At 57.4% G+C, this 18123-nt stretch carries 13 protein-coding genes; 9 read left to right on the forward strand and 4 right to left on the reverse strand.

The features are described 5' to 3' along the window. Positions 1-105: 105 nt before the first annotated feature. The 5 genes from JAO79_RS12405 (at position 106) to JAO79_RS12425 (ending at position 6273) form a co-directional block, all read left to right on the forward strand. Complete coding sequence (locus JAO79_RS12405; RefSeq protein ID WP_199007577.1) at positions 106-831, forward strand: START domain-containing protein; 726 nt, start codon at positions 106-108, stop codon at positions 829-831. A gap of 84 nt (positions 832-915) precedes the next feature. Next, entirely contained in the window at positions 916-1407 is a 492-nt protein-coding gene (locus tag JAO79_RS12410) for an HPP family protein (RefSeq protein WP_199007578.1), read from the forward strand. Between the two features lie 21 nt (positions 1408-1428). Continuing rightward, entirely contained in the window at positions 1429-2814 is a 1386-nt protein-coding gene (locus JAO79_RS12415) for a PhoH family protein (protein ID WP_227664593.1), read from the forward strand. Between the two features lie 139 nt (positions 2815-2953). Then, positions 2954-4567, forward strand: a complete 1614-nt coding sequence (locus JAO79_RS12420; protein ID WP_199007579.1) for an FAD-dependent oxidoreductase — start codon at positions 2954-2956, stop codon at positions 4565-4567. A gap of 47 nt (positions 4568-4614) precedes the next feature. Continuing rightward, positions 4615-6273, forward strand: coding sequence for an acetolactate synthase large subunit (locus JAO79_RS12425; RefSeq protein ID WP_199007580.1), 1659 nt, complete (start codon positions 4615-4617; stop codon positions 6271-6273). Positions 6274-6319: 46 nt separating this feature from the next. Here JAO79_RS12425 and JAO79_RS12430 read toward each other — a convergent pair whose 3' ends face one another. The 4 genes from JAO79_RS12430 to JAO79_RS12445 all read right to left on the reverse strand — a co-directional run bounded on the left by JAO79_RS12430 (position 6320) and on the right by JAO79_RS12445 (position 12835). Then, positions 6320-7672 (reverse strand): sigma-54-dependent transcriptional regulator, encoded by a 1353-nt coding sequence (locus JAO79_RS12430; protein ID WP_199007581.1) that lies wholly within the window; start codon positions 7670-7672, stop codon positions 6320-6322. Continuing rightward, complete coding sequence (locus tag JAO79_RS16455; RefSeq protein WP_199007695.1) at positions 7669-9483, reverse strand: sensor histidine kinase; 1815 nt, start codon at positions 9481-9483, stop codon at positions 7669-7671. Before JAO79_RS16455 ends, JAO79_RS12430 begins: the two co-directional genes overlap by 4 nt. A gap of 94 nt (positions 9484-9577) precedes the next feature. After that, positions 9578-11773 carry a TRAP transporter permease gene (locus JAO79_RS12440; RefSeq protein ID WP_199007582.1) on the reverse strand — a complete coding sequence of 732 codons (2196 nt, stop codon included), beginning with the start codon at positions 11771-11773 and terminating at the stop codon, positions 9578-9580. An 84-nt stretch (positions 11774-11857) separates the two neighbouring features. Continuing rightward, positions 11858-12835 carry a TAXI family TRAP transporter solute-binding subunit gene (locus JAO79_RS12445; RefSeq protein WP_199007583.1) on the reverse strand — a complete coding sequence of 326 codons (978 nt, stop codon included), beginning with the start codon at positions 12833-12835 and terminating at the stop codon, positions 11858-11860. A gap of 417 nt (positions 12836-13252) precedes the next feature. Between JAO79_RS12445 and betI the strand changes: the two genes are divergently transcribed. The 4 genes from betI to JAO79_RS12465 all read left to right on the forward strand — a co-directional run bounded on the left by betI (position 13253) and on the right by JAO79_RS12465 (position 18010). Further along, on the forward strand, positions 13253-13849 hold the full coding sequence (gene betI, locus JAO79_RS12450) for a transcriptional regulator BetI (protein WP_199007584.1): 597 nt from the start codon (positions 13253-13255) through the stop codon (positions 13847-13849). Next, positions 13849-15312: a betaine-aldehyde dehydrogenase gene (gene betB, locus JAO79_RS12455; RefSeq protein ID WP_199007585.1), complete on the forward strand. Its 1464-nt coding sequence runs from the start codon at positions 13849-13851 to the stop codon at positions 15310-15312. The genes betI and betB overlap by 1 nt, the downstream gene beginning before the upstream one ends. A gap of 63 nt (positions 15313-15375) precedes the next feature. Continuing rightward, positions 15376-17043, forward strand: a complete 1668-nt coding sequence (gene betA, locus JAO79_RS12460) for a choline dehydrogenase (protein WP_227664594.1) — start codon at positions 15376-15378, stop codon at positions 17041-17043. Between the two features lie 34 nt (positions 17044-17077). Continuing rightward, entirely contained in the window at positions 17078-18010 is a 933-nt protein-coding gene (locus JAO79_RS12465) for a choline ABC transporter substrate-binding protein (RefSeq protein ID WP_199007587.1), read from the forward strand. Positions 18011-18123 lie beyond the last annotated feature (113 nt).

Below are 18123 nucleotides of genomic sequence, written 5' to 3' on the forward strand. Positions count from 1 at the left end.
GCAAGATCAGGAGGCTACCTGGTTCACAAACTCCCGTTACGGGCGCAAACAGCGGTAGCACACCGTGGTAGACTTTTCCCGACCATTAACCGCAAAGTGTAGCTTATGACCATCACTCCTGTCCGTGGCATTATGGGCATCCTATTCGGGTTCGCCACGCTGTTGTTAGCCATCCCTGCTTCTGCAGCCGACCACCCGGCCTTGCCTCCGGAAAACTCCGAACACTGGGTCCTGCAAAAGCAGGTGGAGAACATTCGCATCTACGCCATGGATCAGCCTGGCTCAGGCTTTCGGGCGTTCAAAGCCGTTGCTGACCTTAACGTTCCCATCAATGATCTGATGGCCGTCATGATCAATCCCGAATCCTGCAAAGAATGGGTACACAACTGCTCCGAATCCTTCGCCTTCGGCAAAGGCAACTTCCATGACCGCTACGCGTACTCGGTCAACGATATGCCTTGGCCCGTTTCCGACAGAGATTATGTGTTGCGTATTCGTACGCGCGGCAACGCCGATACCGGCGAAGTCGTTATGGACCTGAACGCCACCCCGGGCATGCGCGCCGAAACCAAAAGCCGCGTGCGTGTGGACGTATCCAACACGCTTTACCGGTTCACCCCCACCGAACAGGGCACCCACATGGTATGGATACAGCATACCGAGCCTAACGGCGCCCTGCCGGAATGGCTGGTCAACCAACTGGTTATTGATATTCCCGTCAAATCCTTACAGGCGCTCGAAGCCGTAGCCCGTAAAGAGCGCTATCAGGGCTACCGTATTCAATGGGCTGACGACGGCAACATTGAGGCCGTGGTTCCTGACACCCCCTAAGCGCTTGATCAAACGGGGGTGACGACAAGCCAAGGAACGGCTAAGCTGCATCTGAAACACTGCGATTGGAAGAGCTGATATCTGATGCCTATTCTCGCCCACGAGATCATGACCCCCACCATCAAAGCGGTCCCTCAAAACTGGACCATGGATCGCCTGGCCCGGTTTCTTACCGATAACGAAATAACCGGTAGCCCTGTCACTGACGACAACGGCGAAATCATCGGCATCGCCACGCTCAAAGACATTACCGAGTTTCGCTGGAACGCGTCTCACTCAGACGACAAACCCAAGCTGACGGAAGAAGAGCAAGACGAAGCCCGGCGCCTGCGCATGGTGATTTTCGAGGAAATGGGCAAAGTGCCGGTAGAAGTCAGAGACATCATGACCCCTCTGGTATTCTCGGTCGATGAGAACACCCCCGTTCGAGACATCGCCAACGTCATGATGAGCGAACACCTGCACCGTATCTTTGTCACCCGGAATTCAAAAATCACAGGCATCATTACCACTTACGACATGCTCAAACTGATTTCAGATAAAGAACTGTCCCAGCGCTGCGCCGAATGCGACTGACACAACAGAGGTAACGCATCTATGCCAAGAGCACCGCAAGCTCGCAAAAAAATGTACGTCCTCGATACCAACGTCCTGATTCACGATCCCAATGCCCTGCTGAACTTCGAAGAACACGCTGTCATCATCCCGATGACAGTCCTTGAGGAACTCGACAGTCTGAAATCCGGCAAACAAACGGTTGCGGCCGACTGCCGTCAGGCCATTCGCAATATCGACAAGCTGCTCGGTGATGCCAACCCGAAAGACATCGAGAAAGGTGTGCCCATTCTGCGCGGTAAAAAAGCCGACCCACTGGGCACGCTTGCCATCATCATGAGCACCGAACGCAACGGCAACCATTCACTGCCCGAGCACCTGAACGACAACAAAATCATCAACACCCTGGCAGCCCTGCAAGAGCGGCACACATCGCACGACATCATCCTGGTCAGTAAAGACATCAACATGCGCCTGAAAGCGCGGGGCTTTGGAGTAGAGGCTCAGGACTACCACAACGACCAGTTGCTGGATGACATTGATCTGCTGCCCAAAGGCTACACCGAGTTCCCCGATTCCTTCTGGGACAACATCGCCAAGGTAGAAACCGTTCAGCGCGCCGGTGTTACCGAACACTTACTGAAGCGCGAAGGCGAACTGGCGAAACTCAACATCAACGAGTTCGTCATCGATGAGCGCGGCTTCATCGGCCAGGTTGTGGATGTCTCCGACGATCAACTGGTGATCAAAGATCTGCTACACGACGACCTGATGAACGAAGAAGTCTGGGGCCTGGTGCCCAGAGACATCTATCAGGCCATGGCCCTGCACCTGCTGCTCGACCCGGAAATCCATCTGGTGAACCTGACCGGCTCAGCCGGCTCCGGTAAAACCATTCTGGCGCTGGCGGCTTGTATCGAGATGACCGTGGCCAGCAAGCTTTACAAACGCATCATCGCTACCCGCTCGACCCAAGGGCTGGACGAAGACATCGGCTTCCTGCCCGGAACCGAAGCCGAGAAAATGGAGCCCTGGCTGGGTGCCATTGTGGATAACCTGGAAGCGCTGCACGAAGACGACGAGAACATGTCGGCCAGCGTTGATTACATCCTCAGCAAGGTGCCGCTGCACTTCAAATCGATGAACTACATCCGGGGCCGCAGTTTCCAGCACAGCCTGATCATCATCGATGAATCCCAGAACCTGACGCCCCATCAAATCAAAACCATCATCACCCGGGCCGGCAACGGGTCAAAGGTGATCTGTCTGGGCAACCTGGCACAGATCGACACCCCGTATTTAAGCCCCCTCAGTTCCGGCCTGACCTACATGACCGAACGCTTCAAAGGCTTCAAGCACGGCGGCCACATTCATCTTCAGGGTGTCCCCCGATCGGTCTTGGCCGAGTTCGCGGAAGCCAACCTTTGATCGACCCGCTCAAACACAGGGCGAGTTCTCTCGCCTTGTGTTTAGGCCCTCCCTGACAACCCGTCCTGTCTTGACCTGGCCTCCACCAAGGGGCAGCATCCCACTATAACTATTACAACCAGAGCCAACAGGACACTCCATGGCCCAAACCTTTTCATCAGACGTGCTGGTCGCTGGCGGCGGCCTGGCAGGTATCATTACAGCCCTTGAGGCCCTTCGGGCCGGAAAAACCGTCACCCTTGTTGATCGCGATACGCCCGAACGCCTCGGCGGACTGGCCCTGTGGGCCTTTGGTGGTATGGCCCTGGTGGATACACCACTGCAACGACGACTGAAAATCCCCGATTCCCCTGAAACCGCTCTGAACGACTGGATAAGGTTTGGCGAGCTGGATCCTGATGACGAATGGCCGATGAAGTGGGCCCGCTACTATGTGGAAAACTCACGCACCGAGGTGTACGACTGGTTGCTGAGCGAAGGGCTGAAATTCATGCCTGCGGTGAACTGGGTTGAACGTGGGCGACTGGCCGATGGCAACACCGTGCCCCGCTACCACATTGTTTGGGGCACATCACGCGAGCTCACACGAAAAATGATTGAGGCCATGCATCGGGCCAATTCCGGTAACCGCCTGACGGTGCTGCATCAACACAGGATTACAGGCTTGGATCATGAGGGTGGAAAGGTGTCCGGAGCCGTTGCCATCAACGAGGAGACCGGAGAAGAAGTTCGCTTCAGCGCGCCCGCGGTGGTTCTCGCCATGGGCGGCATTAACGGTAGCCATTCAGAATGCCGCGCCAACTGGCCTTCCGATCGCCCGCAACCCAGCCAGATGCTCAATGGCGCCCACCCGTTTGCCGATGGCAAGCTGCATCACTGGACCGAAGACAACCTGGGCGCAAAGATCAGCCATGCGGGCGAGATGTGGAACTACGCCGCAGGCTTTCCCCACCCCTACCCGCACTTTGAAGGCCACGGGCTTTCCACCATTCCCTGTAAATCAGCCCTGTGGCTGAACCACCGGGGCGAGCGCATCGGCCCGGAGCCTCTGGTTACCGGTTTTGATACGCACTGGCTGTGCCAACAAGTGGCGGCTCAGGAAAAACCCTGGACCTGGCACCTGCTGAACCGGCGCATTGCCCTGAAAGAATTCGCCATATCGGGCGCCGAGCACAACGCCCGTATCCGAGAGAAACAATTCCCGCTGTTCCTGAAAGAGCTGCTGCTTGGCAATAAGCCACTGGTGAAGCAGATGGAACACGAAAGCCCGCACTTTTTGGTGGCCGACACCCTGGAAGAACTGGCCGACAAAATGAACCGGCTGACCTGCTCGGTGGATATCGATCCCGCCACACTGAAAGCCACTGCCGACGCGTTCGACGCCAATTTCCATAAAGGCAACCAGCTGAATAACGACCCACAGATCCGGTTGATCCAACACGCAAGGCAATGGGGCCCGGACCGGCTTCGAACCTGCAAACCCGCGCCCTTGCAGAAACCCGGCGCTGGGCCATTTATCGCCATTCACATGCAATTAACCACACGGAAAAGTCTCGGCGGACTGCGTACGGATCTTCAAAGCCGAGTTCTGGATGGCGACGACCAGCCAATCCCCGGTCTTTACTGTGTGGGGGAAGCAGCAGGGTTTGGCGGCGGCGGGGCCAACGGCAAGCGCTCTCTTGAAGGAACATTTCTACCAGGCTGTATCATGACAGCCCGGGCGGCGGCCCGCTCCATCTTGGCAGCGGGTTAATTGAGACTGTTACAACACCAATAAGAAGATTGATCAGGAGAAGTTCGATGCCTAACGGCGCTCAGGCTTTGATGAAAACTCTGGTAGATGCCGGAATCGAGGTTTGCTTCAGCAACCCCGGCACCAGCGAAATGCATTTTGTCGCTGCTCTGGATAATGAGCCAAAAATGCGTGCGGTACTGGCCCTGTTTGAAGGTGTCGCCACCGGAGCTGCCGATGGCTACGCCCGGATGGCCGATAAACCCGCGGCCACCCTGCTGCACTTGGGCTGCGGCTTGGGCAACGGCTTGGCGAATCTACACAACGCCCGAAAAGGCAAGGTGCCGATCGTCAACATTGTGGGTGACCACGCCACCTACCATGTGAAATACAACGCGCAACTGCAGTCAGACATCGAAACCGTCGCGCGGAACGTCTCACCCGGTTTCGTTCGCACCTCTCAAACCACCGAACAACTGTGCCAGGATGCCGCCGAAGCCATTGCGGCTGCCAAAGGCCTGCCCGGCCAGGTGGCTACCTTAATATTGCCCGCTGACGTTTCCTGGGGCGAAGGCGGCGTACCCTGCGCACCTCTCCCAGAGCCCGAACTCATCGGTGCCGACGATGCCACGGTTCAAACCGTTGCGGACGCGATCCGCAGCGACAAGAAAACCGCGCTGCTGCTGGGCGGCCGGGCACTTCGTGAACCCAGCCTGATGACTGCGGCAAAGATTGCCGCCCACAATGGCGTAAAGCTGTTCGCGGAAACCTTTCCGACGCGCATTGAACGAGGCGCAGGCCTGCCGCCGGTTGAACGAATCGCCTATCTCGCAGAACTGGCTACCCTGCAATTATCCGAATACGACAATCTGATTGTGGTGGATGCCAAGCCACCGGTGTCGTTCTTTGCCTACCCCGGCAAAGCCAGTGATCTGGTGCCGGAACACTGCACGCTCTACACCTTATCGACACCCGAACAAGACGCACTCACCAGTCTGAATAAGCTGGCGGAAGCGCTGGGGGCCAGCAAAGCTGAACCGGAACTGCAGCAGCCTGCCCGTCCCTCTCGGCCGCGCGGCAAACTGACCGCCGAGAAAGTCTGTAAGGCGCTCGGCCACATGATGCCGGAAAACAGCATCATCGTGGATGAAGCCATCACCTCCGGCTTGATGCTCAATGCCATGACCGCCGGCGCCCCCCGGCACGACATCATCACCCTGACCGGTGGCGCCATCGGCCAGGGTTTGCCCAGTGCAACCGGTGCCGCCATCGCCTGCCCGGACCGCCCGGTCTACGCATTGATCGGTGACGGCACCGCCATGTACACCATTCAAGCCTTGTGGACCATGGCGCGCGAGCAACTCAACGTCACCTCGATTATCTTCAACAACGCCTCTTATTCGATTCTGAACGTCGAGCTGGAGCGGGTGGGCGCCGAAGAGGCGGGCGACAAAGCCAAGTCTCAGCTGGATATCAGTGGCCCCGTGACCCACTTTGCCCAGCTGGCGCAAAGTATGGGCGTGCACGGCATTCGGGTACACACCACCGAAGAGCTGTTGAAAGCCATGGAATACGCGCAGAACAACCCCGGCCCGCACCTGATCGAGGCCATCGTGCCGGAGTCACTGAACGGTGTGAAACGGAAGGTCTTGCCGTGGCTGCTGCGTTCGCTGCCAAGCTTGCCACGGCCGGTGACCAAGGCGCTCAAAAAGAAAATCGCGCCTTAAATCGTCACTGTCATGGAGTCGGTGCGGGTGACATTCCCGCACTGGCTCAGTCTTTGAACTCAGCCTTATCCAGACCGTGTTTTTTCATCTTGTCGTACAGCGTTTTTCGGGCAATGCCGAGTGCCACCATGGTGTCTTTAATACTGCCCTGACAGGCATTGAGCGCACTCACAATGGCCGCCCGCTCGAACCCGTCCATCATTTCTGACAGCGTTTGCCTACCGGATAAATGCCGGTTGTCGGCACTGTCGTTGTCTTCCAGGGCCGCAGGCCCCAACAACACATAACGCTCCGCCAGATTTCGAAGCTCCCTGACGTTGCCGGGCCAGGAATGCTGCATCAGCCGGGCGGCTTGCCGGGCATCCAGCGGCACACTTTCGCGGTCGTAACGGGCGGCCGCAATCAGCGCGAAGTGATGGAACAAGGTGGGAATGTCGTCTTTACGATCCCGCAGTGGCGGAATATCCACTTTCACCACGTTCAGGCGGTAATACAGATCCGGCCGGAACTCACCGTCATCGCTCAGCTTTTTCAGATCGGCCTTGGTGGCGGCAATGATGCGTACATCCACATCCAGTACCTGGTTACTGCCCAAACGCTCTACTTTCTGCTCTTCCAGCACCCGCAGCAGCTTGACCTGCAACGGCATGGGCATGCTTTCCACTTCATCCAGAAACAGCGTGCCCTGGTGCGCGTATTCCACCTTTCCGATACGGCGCTTATCCGCACCGGTAAAAGCCCCCACTTCGTGACCGAACAATTCACTCTCGATCAGGTTTTCGGGCACCGCGCCGCAGTTGATCGCAACAAAGTTGTGGGCGCTGCGGGGGCTGCTCTCGTGAATGTAACGCGCCAGCGCATCTTTACCCGACCCCGTTTCGCCGTGCAGCAAAATGTTCGCGGAAATATCAAGAATCGGCTCAACCGTTGCCATCACCCGCTGCATGGTTGGGGAGTCCCCCAAAATTCTGGGCCCTGGCTTGGCCAGTTGCCGCAACTGCGCTTTCAAACGGCGGTTTTCCATCGCCAGATGGCGTTTTTCCAGCGCATGTTTCAGAAGCTCGATCAGTTCCTCGTGATCAAACGGCTTCTCGATGAAATCATAGGCACCCTGCTGCATGGCCGACACCGCGGTACTGATATCGCCCTGGCCGGTCAACAGTATCACGGGGATGTCTTCATCAATGGTTCGCACGGCCTGCAACAACTCCAGACCGTTCATGCCCGGCATGTTGTAGTCGCTTAGCACGATACCTTCGTACTCGGGCCCCACCTGTTCGAGTGCGGATTCCCCATCGGCAAAACAGGCCACTGGCAGATCTTCCAGCGCCAGCGTCTGCTCCATCACCATCCGAATATCGGGATCATCATCCACAAAGATCACTACCGGTGCGGTCATTCTTCTGCCCTACGCTGTTTCAGTTTCAGAACAAACTCGGCACCCGGGCCATCTGCCCGGTTCTGTCCAGAGAGCCTACCGCCGAGCGACTCTACAATCTGCTTCGAAATCGATAATCCCAAGCCCAAACCTTGCTTCACCGAGCGAGTGGTGAAGAAGGGTTCGAACACCTGCTCAGTGTTACTAGGCAAACCGTGGCCGTTATCGGACACCACGCAGCACCAATAGTCACCGTCTGCCACAATCTCTACCTGAATCTCCGGCTCGGCCTGCCCTTCCACGGCCTGAACCGCGTTGGCCATCAGGTTCACCATCACCTGCTCAACCCGGATCAAGTCCCCATGACACATGGTAGGGGCTTCCGGCCGCAACCAGCTGATATTAATGCCGTCGCTACTGCTTTGCGCGGTGATGATTTTCAAGGCCGCGTCTACCGGTAGCCGCAGGTCCACCAACGAGGGCGGACCTTCGGATTTACGTGCAAACACTTTGAACTGGCGAATCAACTCCGCCATTTTGTCGCACAAGGTCACGATTTCCTGCAGGTTGGCGTCTACCATGTCACCGGCACCGCGCTCCAGAAACTTGCGGCTGTTGCGGGCGTAGGCCTGAATCGCCGTTAACGGCTGATTGATTTCATGGTTCAGGCCCGCCGACATTTGCCCAAGCACCGCCAGCTTGGCGGCCTGTATGAGTTCTTGCTGGGTTTCACGCAACTCCGTTTGGGCGCGTTCCCGCTCGTGGATTTCCGCAAGCAATTGATCATTCGAGCGTTTTAGATCCACGGTGCGCTGGGCAACCCGGCGCTCCAGTTGCTCGCCCCGGGCCGCCAGTTCCCGCTCGCGTCTTTGCCGTTCACGCAGATACAGCCAGGTCAGAAAGCCCGCGAGAAATATCGCGCCGCCGCCCACCAGAAAACCAACCCGGTTCCAAAATACCGAACGCGTGTCTGCAATCACCACCAGCCGCCAATCCAACCGTGGCAACCCGGCATCCAACGCCAGATAGCTATGCTCCGAGTTGCCGTCTTTTATTCGCATGCGGGTTGCCTGCTCCGACAACACCCATGGGCCATCCTGCAAACGGAAATCGAGCGGCTTCAGATCCCGCTGGGGATAGCGCTGACGTATTTTGGGGTTGCCGGCGGCATCGCCTGTGGCTGAAAAATCCCGGTACAGCCACTTTTGGTTACTGGCCAGAAAACTGATGCCGTCGCCATCCAACACCACCATTTCGGCTTGGTGTTTAATGTCCGGGCGTTGCCAATGGGATTCCAGCTCATGCACCAACACCTTGACGGCAACCACACCTAACACCTCACCCCGTTGACTCCGCACCGGGTGGGAAAAGTACAAGCCGCGCTCCAGCGACATAGTCCCCAACGCAAAGTACACCACCGACCCACCGGTGTTCAGAGCATCGTAAAAGTAAGGCCGGTAAGAATAGTTGCTCCCCACAAAACTGTCGGGCTGGCCAAAGTTGTTGGCGGCAATCGCAAGACCGGTCAAATCCATCAAGTAGATGTCGGAGCCGCCCACGATTGTCGCCATGCGCTGCATTTGCTCATTGGCTTTGAGCAAGGTAACAGGATCATCAGGGCGTTCGAGGGCTTCAGCCAGCAAAGGATGTTCCGCGATCAACGCGGGAACAGGGATATAACGGTTCAGTTCGTTGGCAACCAACTGCCGGTAGCGGAATGCTTCCTGATGACTATCGTTCTCAAGCTGACGATAGCCGAACCAACCGCCGAGCACCCAAGACAACAACAGGGTGGCAGTCAGAACGACAACAACGCTGATCCGATAAAACATGGGGTCGGGTTCCGGAAAAGCCTCTAGACTAACGTCCGGAACCCGGCAGGACAACCGGCGGCCCTGCCCGTTGCCCTGCTCTGACTTAATCACGTCAGGCCGCGGCCAGTCCTGGCGCACGCTTACGCTGAATCAGGAAGGCAATCACCGCCAACCCGATACCCGCCAAGTCGGTCCACATACCGCCTTCGATGGTCAGCAAAGCGGCCGCAACCAGCAGCAAGCGCACCAAAACCGGAGCCGCCGATTTGGCGAACCAGCCCAGCACACCGGCGGACAACAGGTACACACCGAACACTGCGGTAATCAAGGCCCGGGCAATCTCAACCCATTCGGCTTCCATCAACAAGGCACCGTTGTAGAAGAACATGAACGGCACGATGAACGCGGCGATACCGATGCGGAACGATGCCACTGAGGTAGACATGGCATTGGCACCGGAAATACCTGCCGCAGCGTAGGACGCCAAAGCGACCGGCGGTGTAATCGCCGATACCACGGCAAAGTAGAACACAAAGAAGTGTGCGGTCAGCGGTTCAATACCCAACTGCACCAGGCCCGGAGCCACCACCGAAGCGGCGACGGCATAAGCCGCTGTGGTTGGCATGCCCATGCCCAGCAAAATGGAGATGAACATCGCAAACACCAGCGCCAGCAGATTGCTGTGAGCCGCCACATCCAGCAACAGCACCGAGAAGCGCGCACCCACACCGGTCAGCGAGATCACGCCGACAATAACACCGGCGGCCGCACACACCACAATGATCTGGATCGACATATAAGCCGCGATTTCAAAAGCCCGTAAAATTGAACGGATGCCCATTTTGTTGGGTGAAATCCAGCTCACAACCGCGGCCGAAACCGTCGCCAAGGTGCCGGCACGAATCACCGAATAGCCCTGGAACAACGCCACAATCAAAATGATGATCGGTGCGAACAAGTAGACCTGGCGCACCAGAACTTTCAGGTTCGGCAGCTCATCACTGCGCATACCACGCATGCCCAGCTTCTTGGCTTCGAAATCCACCATGAAGAACACAGAGGCGAAATACAGAATCGCAGGAATAATCGCCGCAATGGCAATGTCGGTGTAAGGAATACCGGTGATTTCCGCCATGATAAAGGCGCCGGCACCCATGATCGGCGGCATGATCTGCCCACCGGTAGAGGCAGCCGCTTCAACCGCACCTGCAGATTCTTTGCTGTAACCCACCCGTTTCATCAACGGAATGGTCAACGAGCCGGTAGATACCACGTTACCGGCACTGGTGCCGTTGATCATGCCCATCAGGCCAGAAGCAAAAATCGCCACCTTGGCAGGGCCACCACGGGAGCGGCCCGCCGCTGCAAAGGCAAAATTCACAAAGTAGTCACCCACCTTGGAGGCCTGCAGGAACGCGGCAAAGATGATAAACAGAATGATGTACGTGGACGACACCGCCGTGGTCGGCCCCAAGATACCGGCATCGGTATACACCTGACTGAAGAAACGCTGAACCGACAGCCCCGGATACCCCAGGAACCCCGGCAGATACGGGCCGACAAACACGTAGGCAAGAAACACCAGCCCGATCACGACCAGCGCCATACCCGCCACCCGGCGAGTCAGCTCCATGATCAACGCGGTACCGGCAATCGCCGCGAACGAAATACCCACCGGCGCAAAAGCCGTACCCGTGGTCATACGCATGGAGGTGTTGAACACCACCAGCAGGTAGGCGGCGACGGCGATCGAGCACACCACCAACACAAGGTCGGGCACACTGAAACGGGCACGATCACGCTGGTGGAACCAGCTCATCACAATACCGATGCCCGAGGCTGCCAACAACGGCCAGCCAAAATGCCAGGTTTCCAGTTCAGCCGGAACCCGGAAAGCGCCAGCCTTCAGCAAGCTATCGAAAGCATAGGTTTGGTACAGCGCATAAAACGCCGGAATCAAAGCAACCGCACTGATCCACGATGTCCATTTATGCCGTGCAGCACCCTCTTCGGAGGAAACAAAACGGGCACCGGCAAACAAGATAAACCCCATCACCAGGGCGCCGGCAACGTGCACAATCCGGAACGACCAGGTTTCCATGGGTGCCACGTTCAACGTGTACAAATGGAACACGGAATAGGCAATGGCCAGCATGATCACGAACTTGAGCAGCAGCCCGGTAAACAAGCGGCGGTTCGCCTCTACAGGCTCTTCGTCAACATCGTGCGCGAGCAGGTGATCGTCGTTAATCGTCAGGTTCTCAGCCAACGGCTTCTCACCATCAGCGGGAAAATGTTCTTTGGTCATGATTGGTCCTGCCTATGAACAAGGCGTATTTTCAGAAACAACCAAGCCCCGGAGGCGGCAAAGCGCTCCGGGGCTCAAGCCGCATTACTTGATGGCGTCGGCTTCGATGGTGTAACCGTTTTCGTTAAACCAACGAGCAGCGCCCGGGTGCCAAGGCAGCACCGTGTTCTTGCTGTAGTTTTCAGGAACAGAGAAGCGCGCCGCTTTGTGGATCGACACCATTTTCTCGTTGTTTTCCATGGTCAGCTTGGTGATTTCATACACAAAGCTTTCCGGCATATCGCAGTTCACCATGGCGAAGTTCCACATAGACACAACGCGCGAAGGCTCGTCCAGTGACTGGTAAGTACTGGCCGGAATCACAAACTCGGAAACCGGGAACTGATCAACAATCTTCTTGGCTTCTTCATCGTTCATGCCAATGATATTTACATCGGTCTGAACCTCCAGCTGGCTAACCGCAGGGATTGGAATGCCGGCGGCAAACGCAACCACATCAATCAAACCATCCTGCAACTGGCCACCCAGATCCGACCAGCTCCCGTTACGGCGCTTAAAGTTAACCCCGAGGGCTTCCATCATGCGCGGGAAGTAGGTGTCTGACGTGGAACCGGCCGGGCCAAACCCGATAGTCGCGCCATCCGGAATGTCGGAAATCGTTTCAATACCCGTGCTGCTCAGTGCGGTGATGGAGAACGGGGTCTCGTACATCGGGAACATGGCGCAGACGTTATCCATTTTCATACCCGGCGCCAGCGGGCTTTCGCCGTCGCGGGATTCACGGGCGGGGCCCATGGTGGTCAAACCGAACTTCAGGTCACCGGTGTGCACCAGCGCCATGTTCTGAACCGGACCGCCGGTGATTTCAGCACCACCAGACACACCCAGGTTTTCGGCCACAAAGTTTGCCCAGCCAGAACCGTAGGCGAAGTAGGTGCCACCCTGACTGGCAGTACCGACGGTGAAGCTGTCCGGCCAACCGGCGCGGTCTTGTGCAACAGCCGGTGTTGCAGCAAATACAGATGAGGCGAACGCTGCCGCCACGATGGTCTGAAGTTTCATAAAAAGGCTCCCGATGCGTTTTGTTAGTTCGGTGCAGACGAGGCCGCGATCGACCCCTTGATTCAACGAAAAGCAAACATCGAGCCAATAAGAACAAGATAAGTAAAAACAACAATTTAAGAATCCAATAAAGAAACCCAAAGAGCATTTTGGGTGGAAACCCACACACACCTAGAGCGAATTGGGTCGAAACCCACCAACACCGCCAATCACGCACTTTTCCAGCCGATTCATTCGCCTTCTAAACAATTAACACGCCCCGAAACACCGCTACAGCCCTGTTACCGAGCCAGATCAGCCAAAAAACCGATTGCATAGGCGATTTGATATTTAGTCTTCAAACCATTACGCTTATCGAAATTGAACGCCCATTCAAAAAATTGAACACGTATTCAGAGCGAGTGGAGCCGGGAGCTCATGGCAAGAATCGGAGTAGAAACAATTCGGCGTCAGCAACTCATCGATGCAACGCTGAAAGTAATTGAAGAGCATGGGTTTCAGGGCGCAACGGTGGGGAAAATCGCTGCGCTTGCCGGCTTATCGGTGGGCATTGTCAGCCACTATTTTGGCGGCAAGCAGGGGTTGCTCGAAGCCACCATGCGGCACTTGCTGTCTTCACTGCAGCAAGACGTGTCGAAACTGATGGCCGATCGGCCCAATACACCCCGGGAACGGTTGATGGCCATTGTCGATGCCAACTTCTCCGGCGTTCAGACCCACGCCCAGTCCTCCAAAACCTGGCTGGCGTTCTGGACCCAAGCCATGCACAGCCCGGACCTCATGCGCTTACAGCGCGTGAACGAACGTCGCCTGCTGTCCAACCTGATGTTCTATTTGCGTGAGCTGATGCCAGAGCCCCAAGTGCGCAGCACCGCTCAAACCATCGCCGCTCTGATTGACGGCTTCTGGCTACGAGCGGCCATGAGTGAAGGCCGCATTGAGCCCTCGCAAGCCGTCACTCTGTGCAAAACCTATATCGACCAAGCCATTCAAGCAAATAACGGAGCTTCCTGATGACGCTGCCCATTTATCAATCGTTTATTAACGGCCAACCCATGGCCAACCAAAGCGGTGAACGGTTTGATGTCGTGAACCCGGCAACCGGCAAAGTGATCTATCAGGTGGAACAAGCCGACGAATCCGTGATGAAAGCCGCCGTTGAGAGCGCTCGGGTAGGTTTTAACGCCTGGTCCGCGATGAGCGGTCTGGAGCGCGGGCGCATTCTTAACCGCGCCGCCAATATCCTGCGCGAGCGCAACGATGCACTGGCGAAAATCGAGGTACTGGATACCGGCAAGCCCTGGCAGGAAGCCAGCGTAGTAGACGTAGTAACCGGTGCCGATTCGGTGGAATACTTCGCAGGCCAAGCCTCCAGCATCACCGGCGAAAGCCAGCACCTGGGGCCGGACTTTTTCTACACCCGCCGCGAACCGTTGGGCATCTGCGCCGGCATCGGGGCCTGGAACTACCCGCTACAAATCGCCTGCTGGAAATCCGCACCTGCGCTGGCGTGTGGCAACAGCATGATTTTCAAGCCGTCAGAAGAAACGCCGCTGGGCGCCATCAAACTCGCCGAAATCTATATCGAAGCCGGCGTGCCCGCAGGCGTGTTCAACGTGATTCAGGGCGACCATCGCGTGGGTCAGATGCTGACCGCCGACCCGGCTATCGCAAAAGTCTCGTTCACTGGCGAAGCGAAAACCGGTCGCACGGTCATGGCCGACTCTGCCTCGTCGCTGAAGTCCGTCACCATGGAACTGGGCGGTAAATCCCCGCTGGTGGTTTTCGAAGATACCGATCTCGAGCAAGCCGTCTCCGCCGCCATGATTGGCAACTTCTACACCCAGGGCGAAGTGTGCACCAACGGCACCCGGGTGTTCGTTCAGCGTTCCATTTACAACGCCTTCCTCGATGAACTGGTAAAGCGCACCGAGAACAACATCATCCCCGGCGACCCGGAGCACCCGGACACCAACTTTGGCGCCCTGATCAGCGCCAAGCATCGGGATCTGGTGATGAAGTACATTGAAAGCGGCAAAGCGCAAGGCGCACGGCTGTTAACAGGCGGCACAGAGCTGCAACCCGCCGGTTGCGAAGACGGGTATTTCGTGGCACCCACCGTGTTTGCCGACTGCACCGACGACATGACCATCGTGCAGGAAGAAATCTTTGGCCCGGTGATGTCGGTGCTGCCGTTTGATACCGAAGAAGAAGTGATCAAACGCGCCAACGACACCGACTACGGCTTGGCCGCCGCAGTGTTTACCACCGACACCACCCGCGCCCACCGCGTGATTCATCAGCTGGAGGCCGGCATCTGCTGGATCAACAGCTTTGGTGCCTCACCCGCCGAAATGCCCGTGGGCGGCTACAAACTCTCTGGTCTGGGCCGCGAGAACGGTCGCGAAACCCTCGCCCATTACACCCAGACCAAATCCGTCTACGTCGGTATGGCTCCGCTTGAGGCCCCGTTCTGACCCCGTCATTCCCACGAGTATCGCTGCGGGCAACTAGCCCGCATCCGTATGAAGGAGACAGCTTTGAAGTTTGATAATGAATTTGACTACGTGGTTGTGGGCACCGGCTCTGCCGGCTGCGTGCTGGCCAACCGGTTGAGCGAAAGCGGTGAGCACCGGGTGTTGGTGCTGGAAGCGGGCCGCCGCGACGACACCTGGAAGATCCACATGCCTGCGGCGCTCATGTACAACCTCATGGACGACAAGTACAACTGGTACTACCACACCGAGCCGCAGGAATACCTCAACAACCGCAAACTGTACTGGCCACGCGGCAAAGTCTGGGGCGGCGGTTCCACTCTGAACGCCATGGTGTACATCCGCGGCCACGCTTACGACTACGACCGCTGGCACGACGAAGGCGCCAAAGGCTGGCGCTACCAGGACGTACTGCCCTACTTCCGCAAAGCCGAAAGCCGGGAAAAGGGAGCCGACGATTACCGCGGCGGCAACGGCCCGCTGAACGTTCATACCGGCGACGAACCCAACCCGCTGTTCGGCGCTTTTCTTGAAGCCACCCAACAGGCCGGCTACCCCTACACGGAAGACATGAACGGTTACCAGCAGGAAGGCTTTGGCGAAATGGACATGACCATTCGCAAAGGCAAACGCTGGAGCGCGGCCCAGGCCTACTTGCGGCCCGCGCTGAACCGGCCGAACCTGACGGCTGAAACCGGCGCCATGACCACCCGCATTCTCTTTGAGGGCGAAAAGGCCGTGGGCGTTGAATACGTGCAGGATGGTAAAACCATTCGTGTAGCCGCTCGCAAAGAAGTCATCGTCAGCGGCGGGGCGATCAACTCGCCGCAACTGTTGATGCTCTCAGGCATCGGTGCCGCAGACGAATTGAACGAACACAACATTCCGGTTGTGGCCGACCGCCCCGGTGTTGGTAAAAACCTGCAGGATCACCTGGAAATCTACGTGCAGCACAAGTCCACCCAGCCGGTCACGCTGTACAAGTACACCACCCAGCCGGGCAAAACCATTGCCGGCGTGAAGTGGTTCCTGAACCACGATTGGGGCGCCTGCCGCACCGCACATCTGGAAGCCGGCGGCTTTATTCGCTCCGAAGCGGGCGTACAGCACCCGGACATTCAGTACCACTTCCTGCCCTCTCAGGTGATCGATCACGGCCGGAAAGACGCTGAATGCCACGGCTATCAAGCTCACGTTGGCCCCATGCGCCCAACCAGTCGCGGTTTCCTGAAGTTGAAATCCGCCAACCCGACCGACCACCCGATCATCGATCCGAAGCTGCTCAGCACCGAAAGGGACCGCTGGGAAATGCGTCAGAGCATTAAGCTGACTCGTGAGATTTTCGCCCAGTCGGCCTTCGACCCGTTCCGCGGCGAAGAACTTCGCCCGGGTGCCAGCGCCACTACCGACAAAGACATCGACGCGTTTGTTCGGGAATACGCTGACAGCGCATACCACCCGTCCTGCACCTGCAAAATGGGCGCAGCCGACGACCCCATGGCCGTTGTTGATGAAGAAGCCCGGGTGTACGGCGTGAGCAACCTGCGCGTGGTGGATGCCTCCATCATGCCGAGCGTGGTCAGCGGTAACCTGAACGCGCCCACTATCATGCTGGCCGAGAAATGCGCCGACCACATTCTGGGCCGTGAATTGCTTGCCCCTTCGTCAGCCCCCGTCTGGGAACACCCCGACTGGAAGAACACACAACGATAACGACGTGACAAGAAACCAAGAAAGGAGAACGACTATGAAAAAGATCATGCTGGCCTGTGCTGGCCTTGCAATGAGCGGAGCTGCTGCAGCAGCCCCGAACGCCGAATGTAAAGCCGTTCGTTTCGCCGACGTTGGCTGGACAGACATCACCGCCACCACCGCACTCGCCTCCGAAGTGCTGGAAGGCATGGGTTACGAGCCCAGCGCCAAGGTGCTGTCGGTTCCGGTGACCTACCGCTCACTGAAAAACAAAGACATCGACGTATTCCTAGGCAACTGGATGCCCACCATGGAAGGCGATGTGCGCCCGTATCTGGAAAGCGGCGACGTTGAAAACGTCATCACCAACCTGGAAGGCGCGAAATACACCTTAGCCGTACCTCAGTTTGTGTACGACGCAGGTGTAACCAGCTTTGCTGACATTGCCAAGCACGCGGATGAGTTCAACGAACGCATCTACGGCATTGAACCCGGCAACGATGGCAACCGCCTGATTCAGGAAATGGTGGATCAGAATGCCTTCGGCCTGGGTGACTTCCGTGTGGTTGAATCCAGCGAAGCCGGCATGCTGTCGCAAGTCAGCCGTTCCATTCGCCGCAACCAGTGGGTGGTTTTCCTGGCGTGGGAACCGCACCCGATGAACGCCAACCACGATCTGGCGTACCTAGACGGCGGTGACGACTTCTTCGGCCCCAACTACGGGGGCGCCACGGTTCGCACCAACGTTCGCAAAAACTATCTGAACGAATGCCCGAACGTAGGCAAGCTGCTGACCAACCTGAAGTTCTCTCTGGACATGGAGAACGAAGTAATGGGCGCCATCCTGAACGACGGCGAAGACCCGCGTGAAGCCGCCAACGCCTGGTTGTCCAACAACCCGGACGTGCTGACCAGCTGGCTGGACGGCGTTACCACTCTGAACGGTGAAGACGCACTGCCTGCGGTAAAAGCCTACCTCAAGCAGTAAAGCTCCCGGGGTGTTAAACCAACACCACCGCGGCTTATACAAGTACGCCCCGAGCTGATGCCCGGGGCGCTTGATCTGAAGTTCCGATACCATTCACATCCCGTGCTGGCATT

Origin of the sequence: Marinobacter litoralis (assembly GCF_016427555.1) — a bacterium.
Lineage (GTDB): Bacteria > Pseudomonadota > Gammaproteobacteria > Pseudomonadales > Oleiphilaceae > Marinobacter > Marinobacter litoralis_A.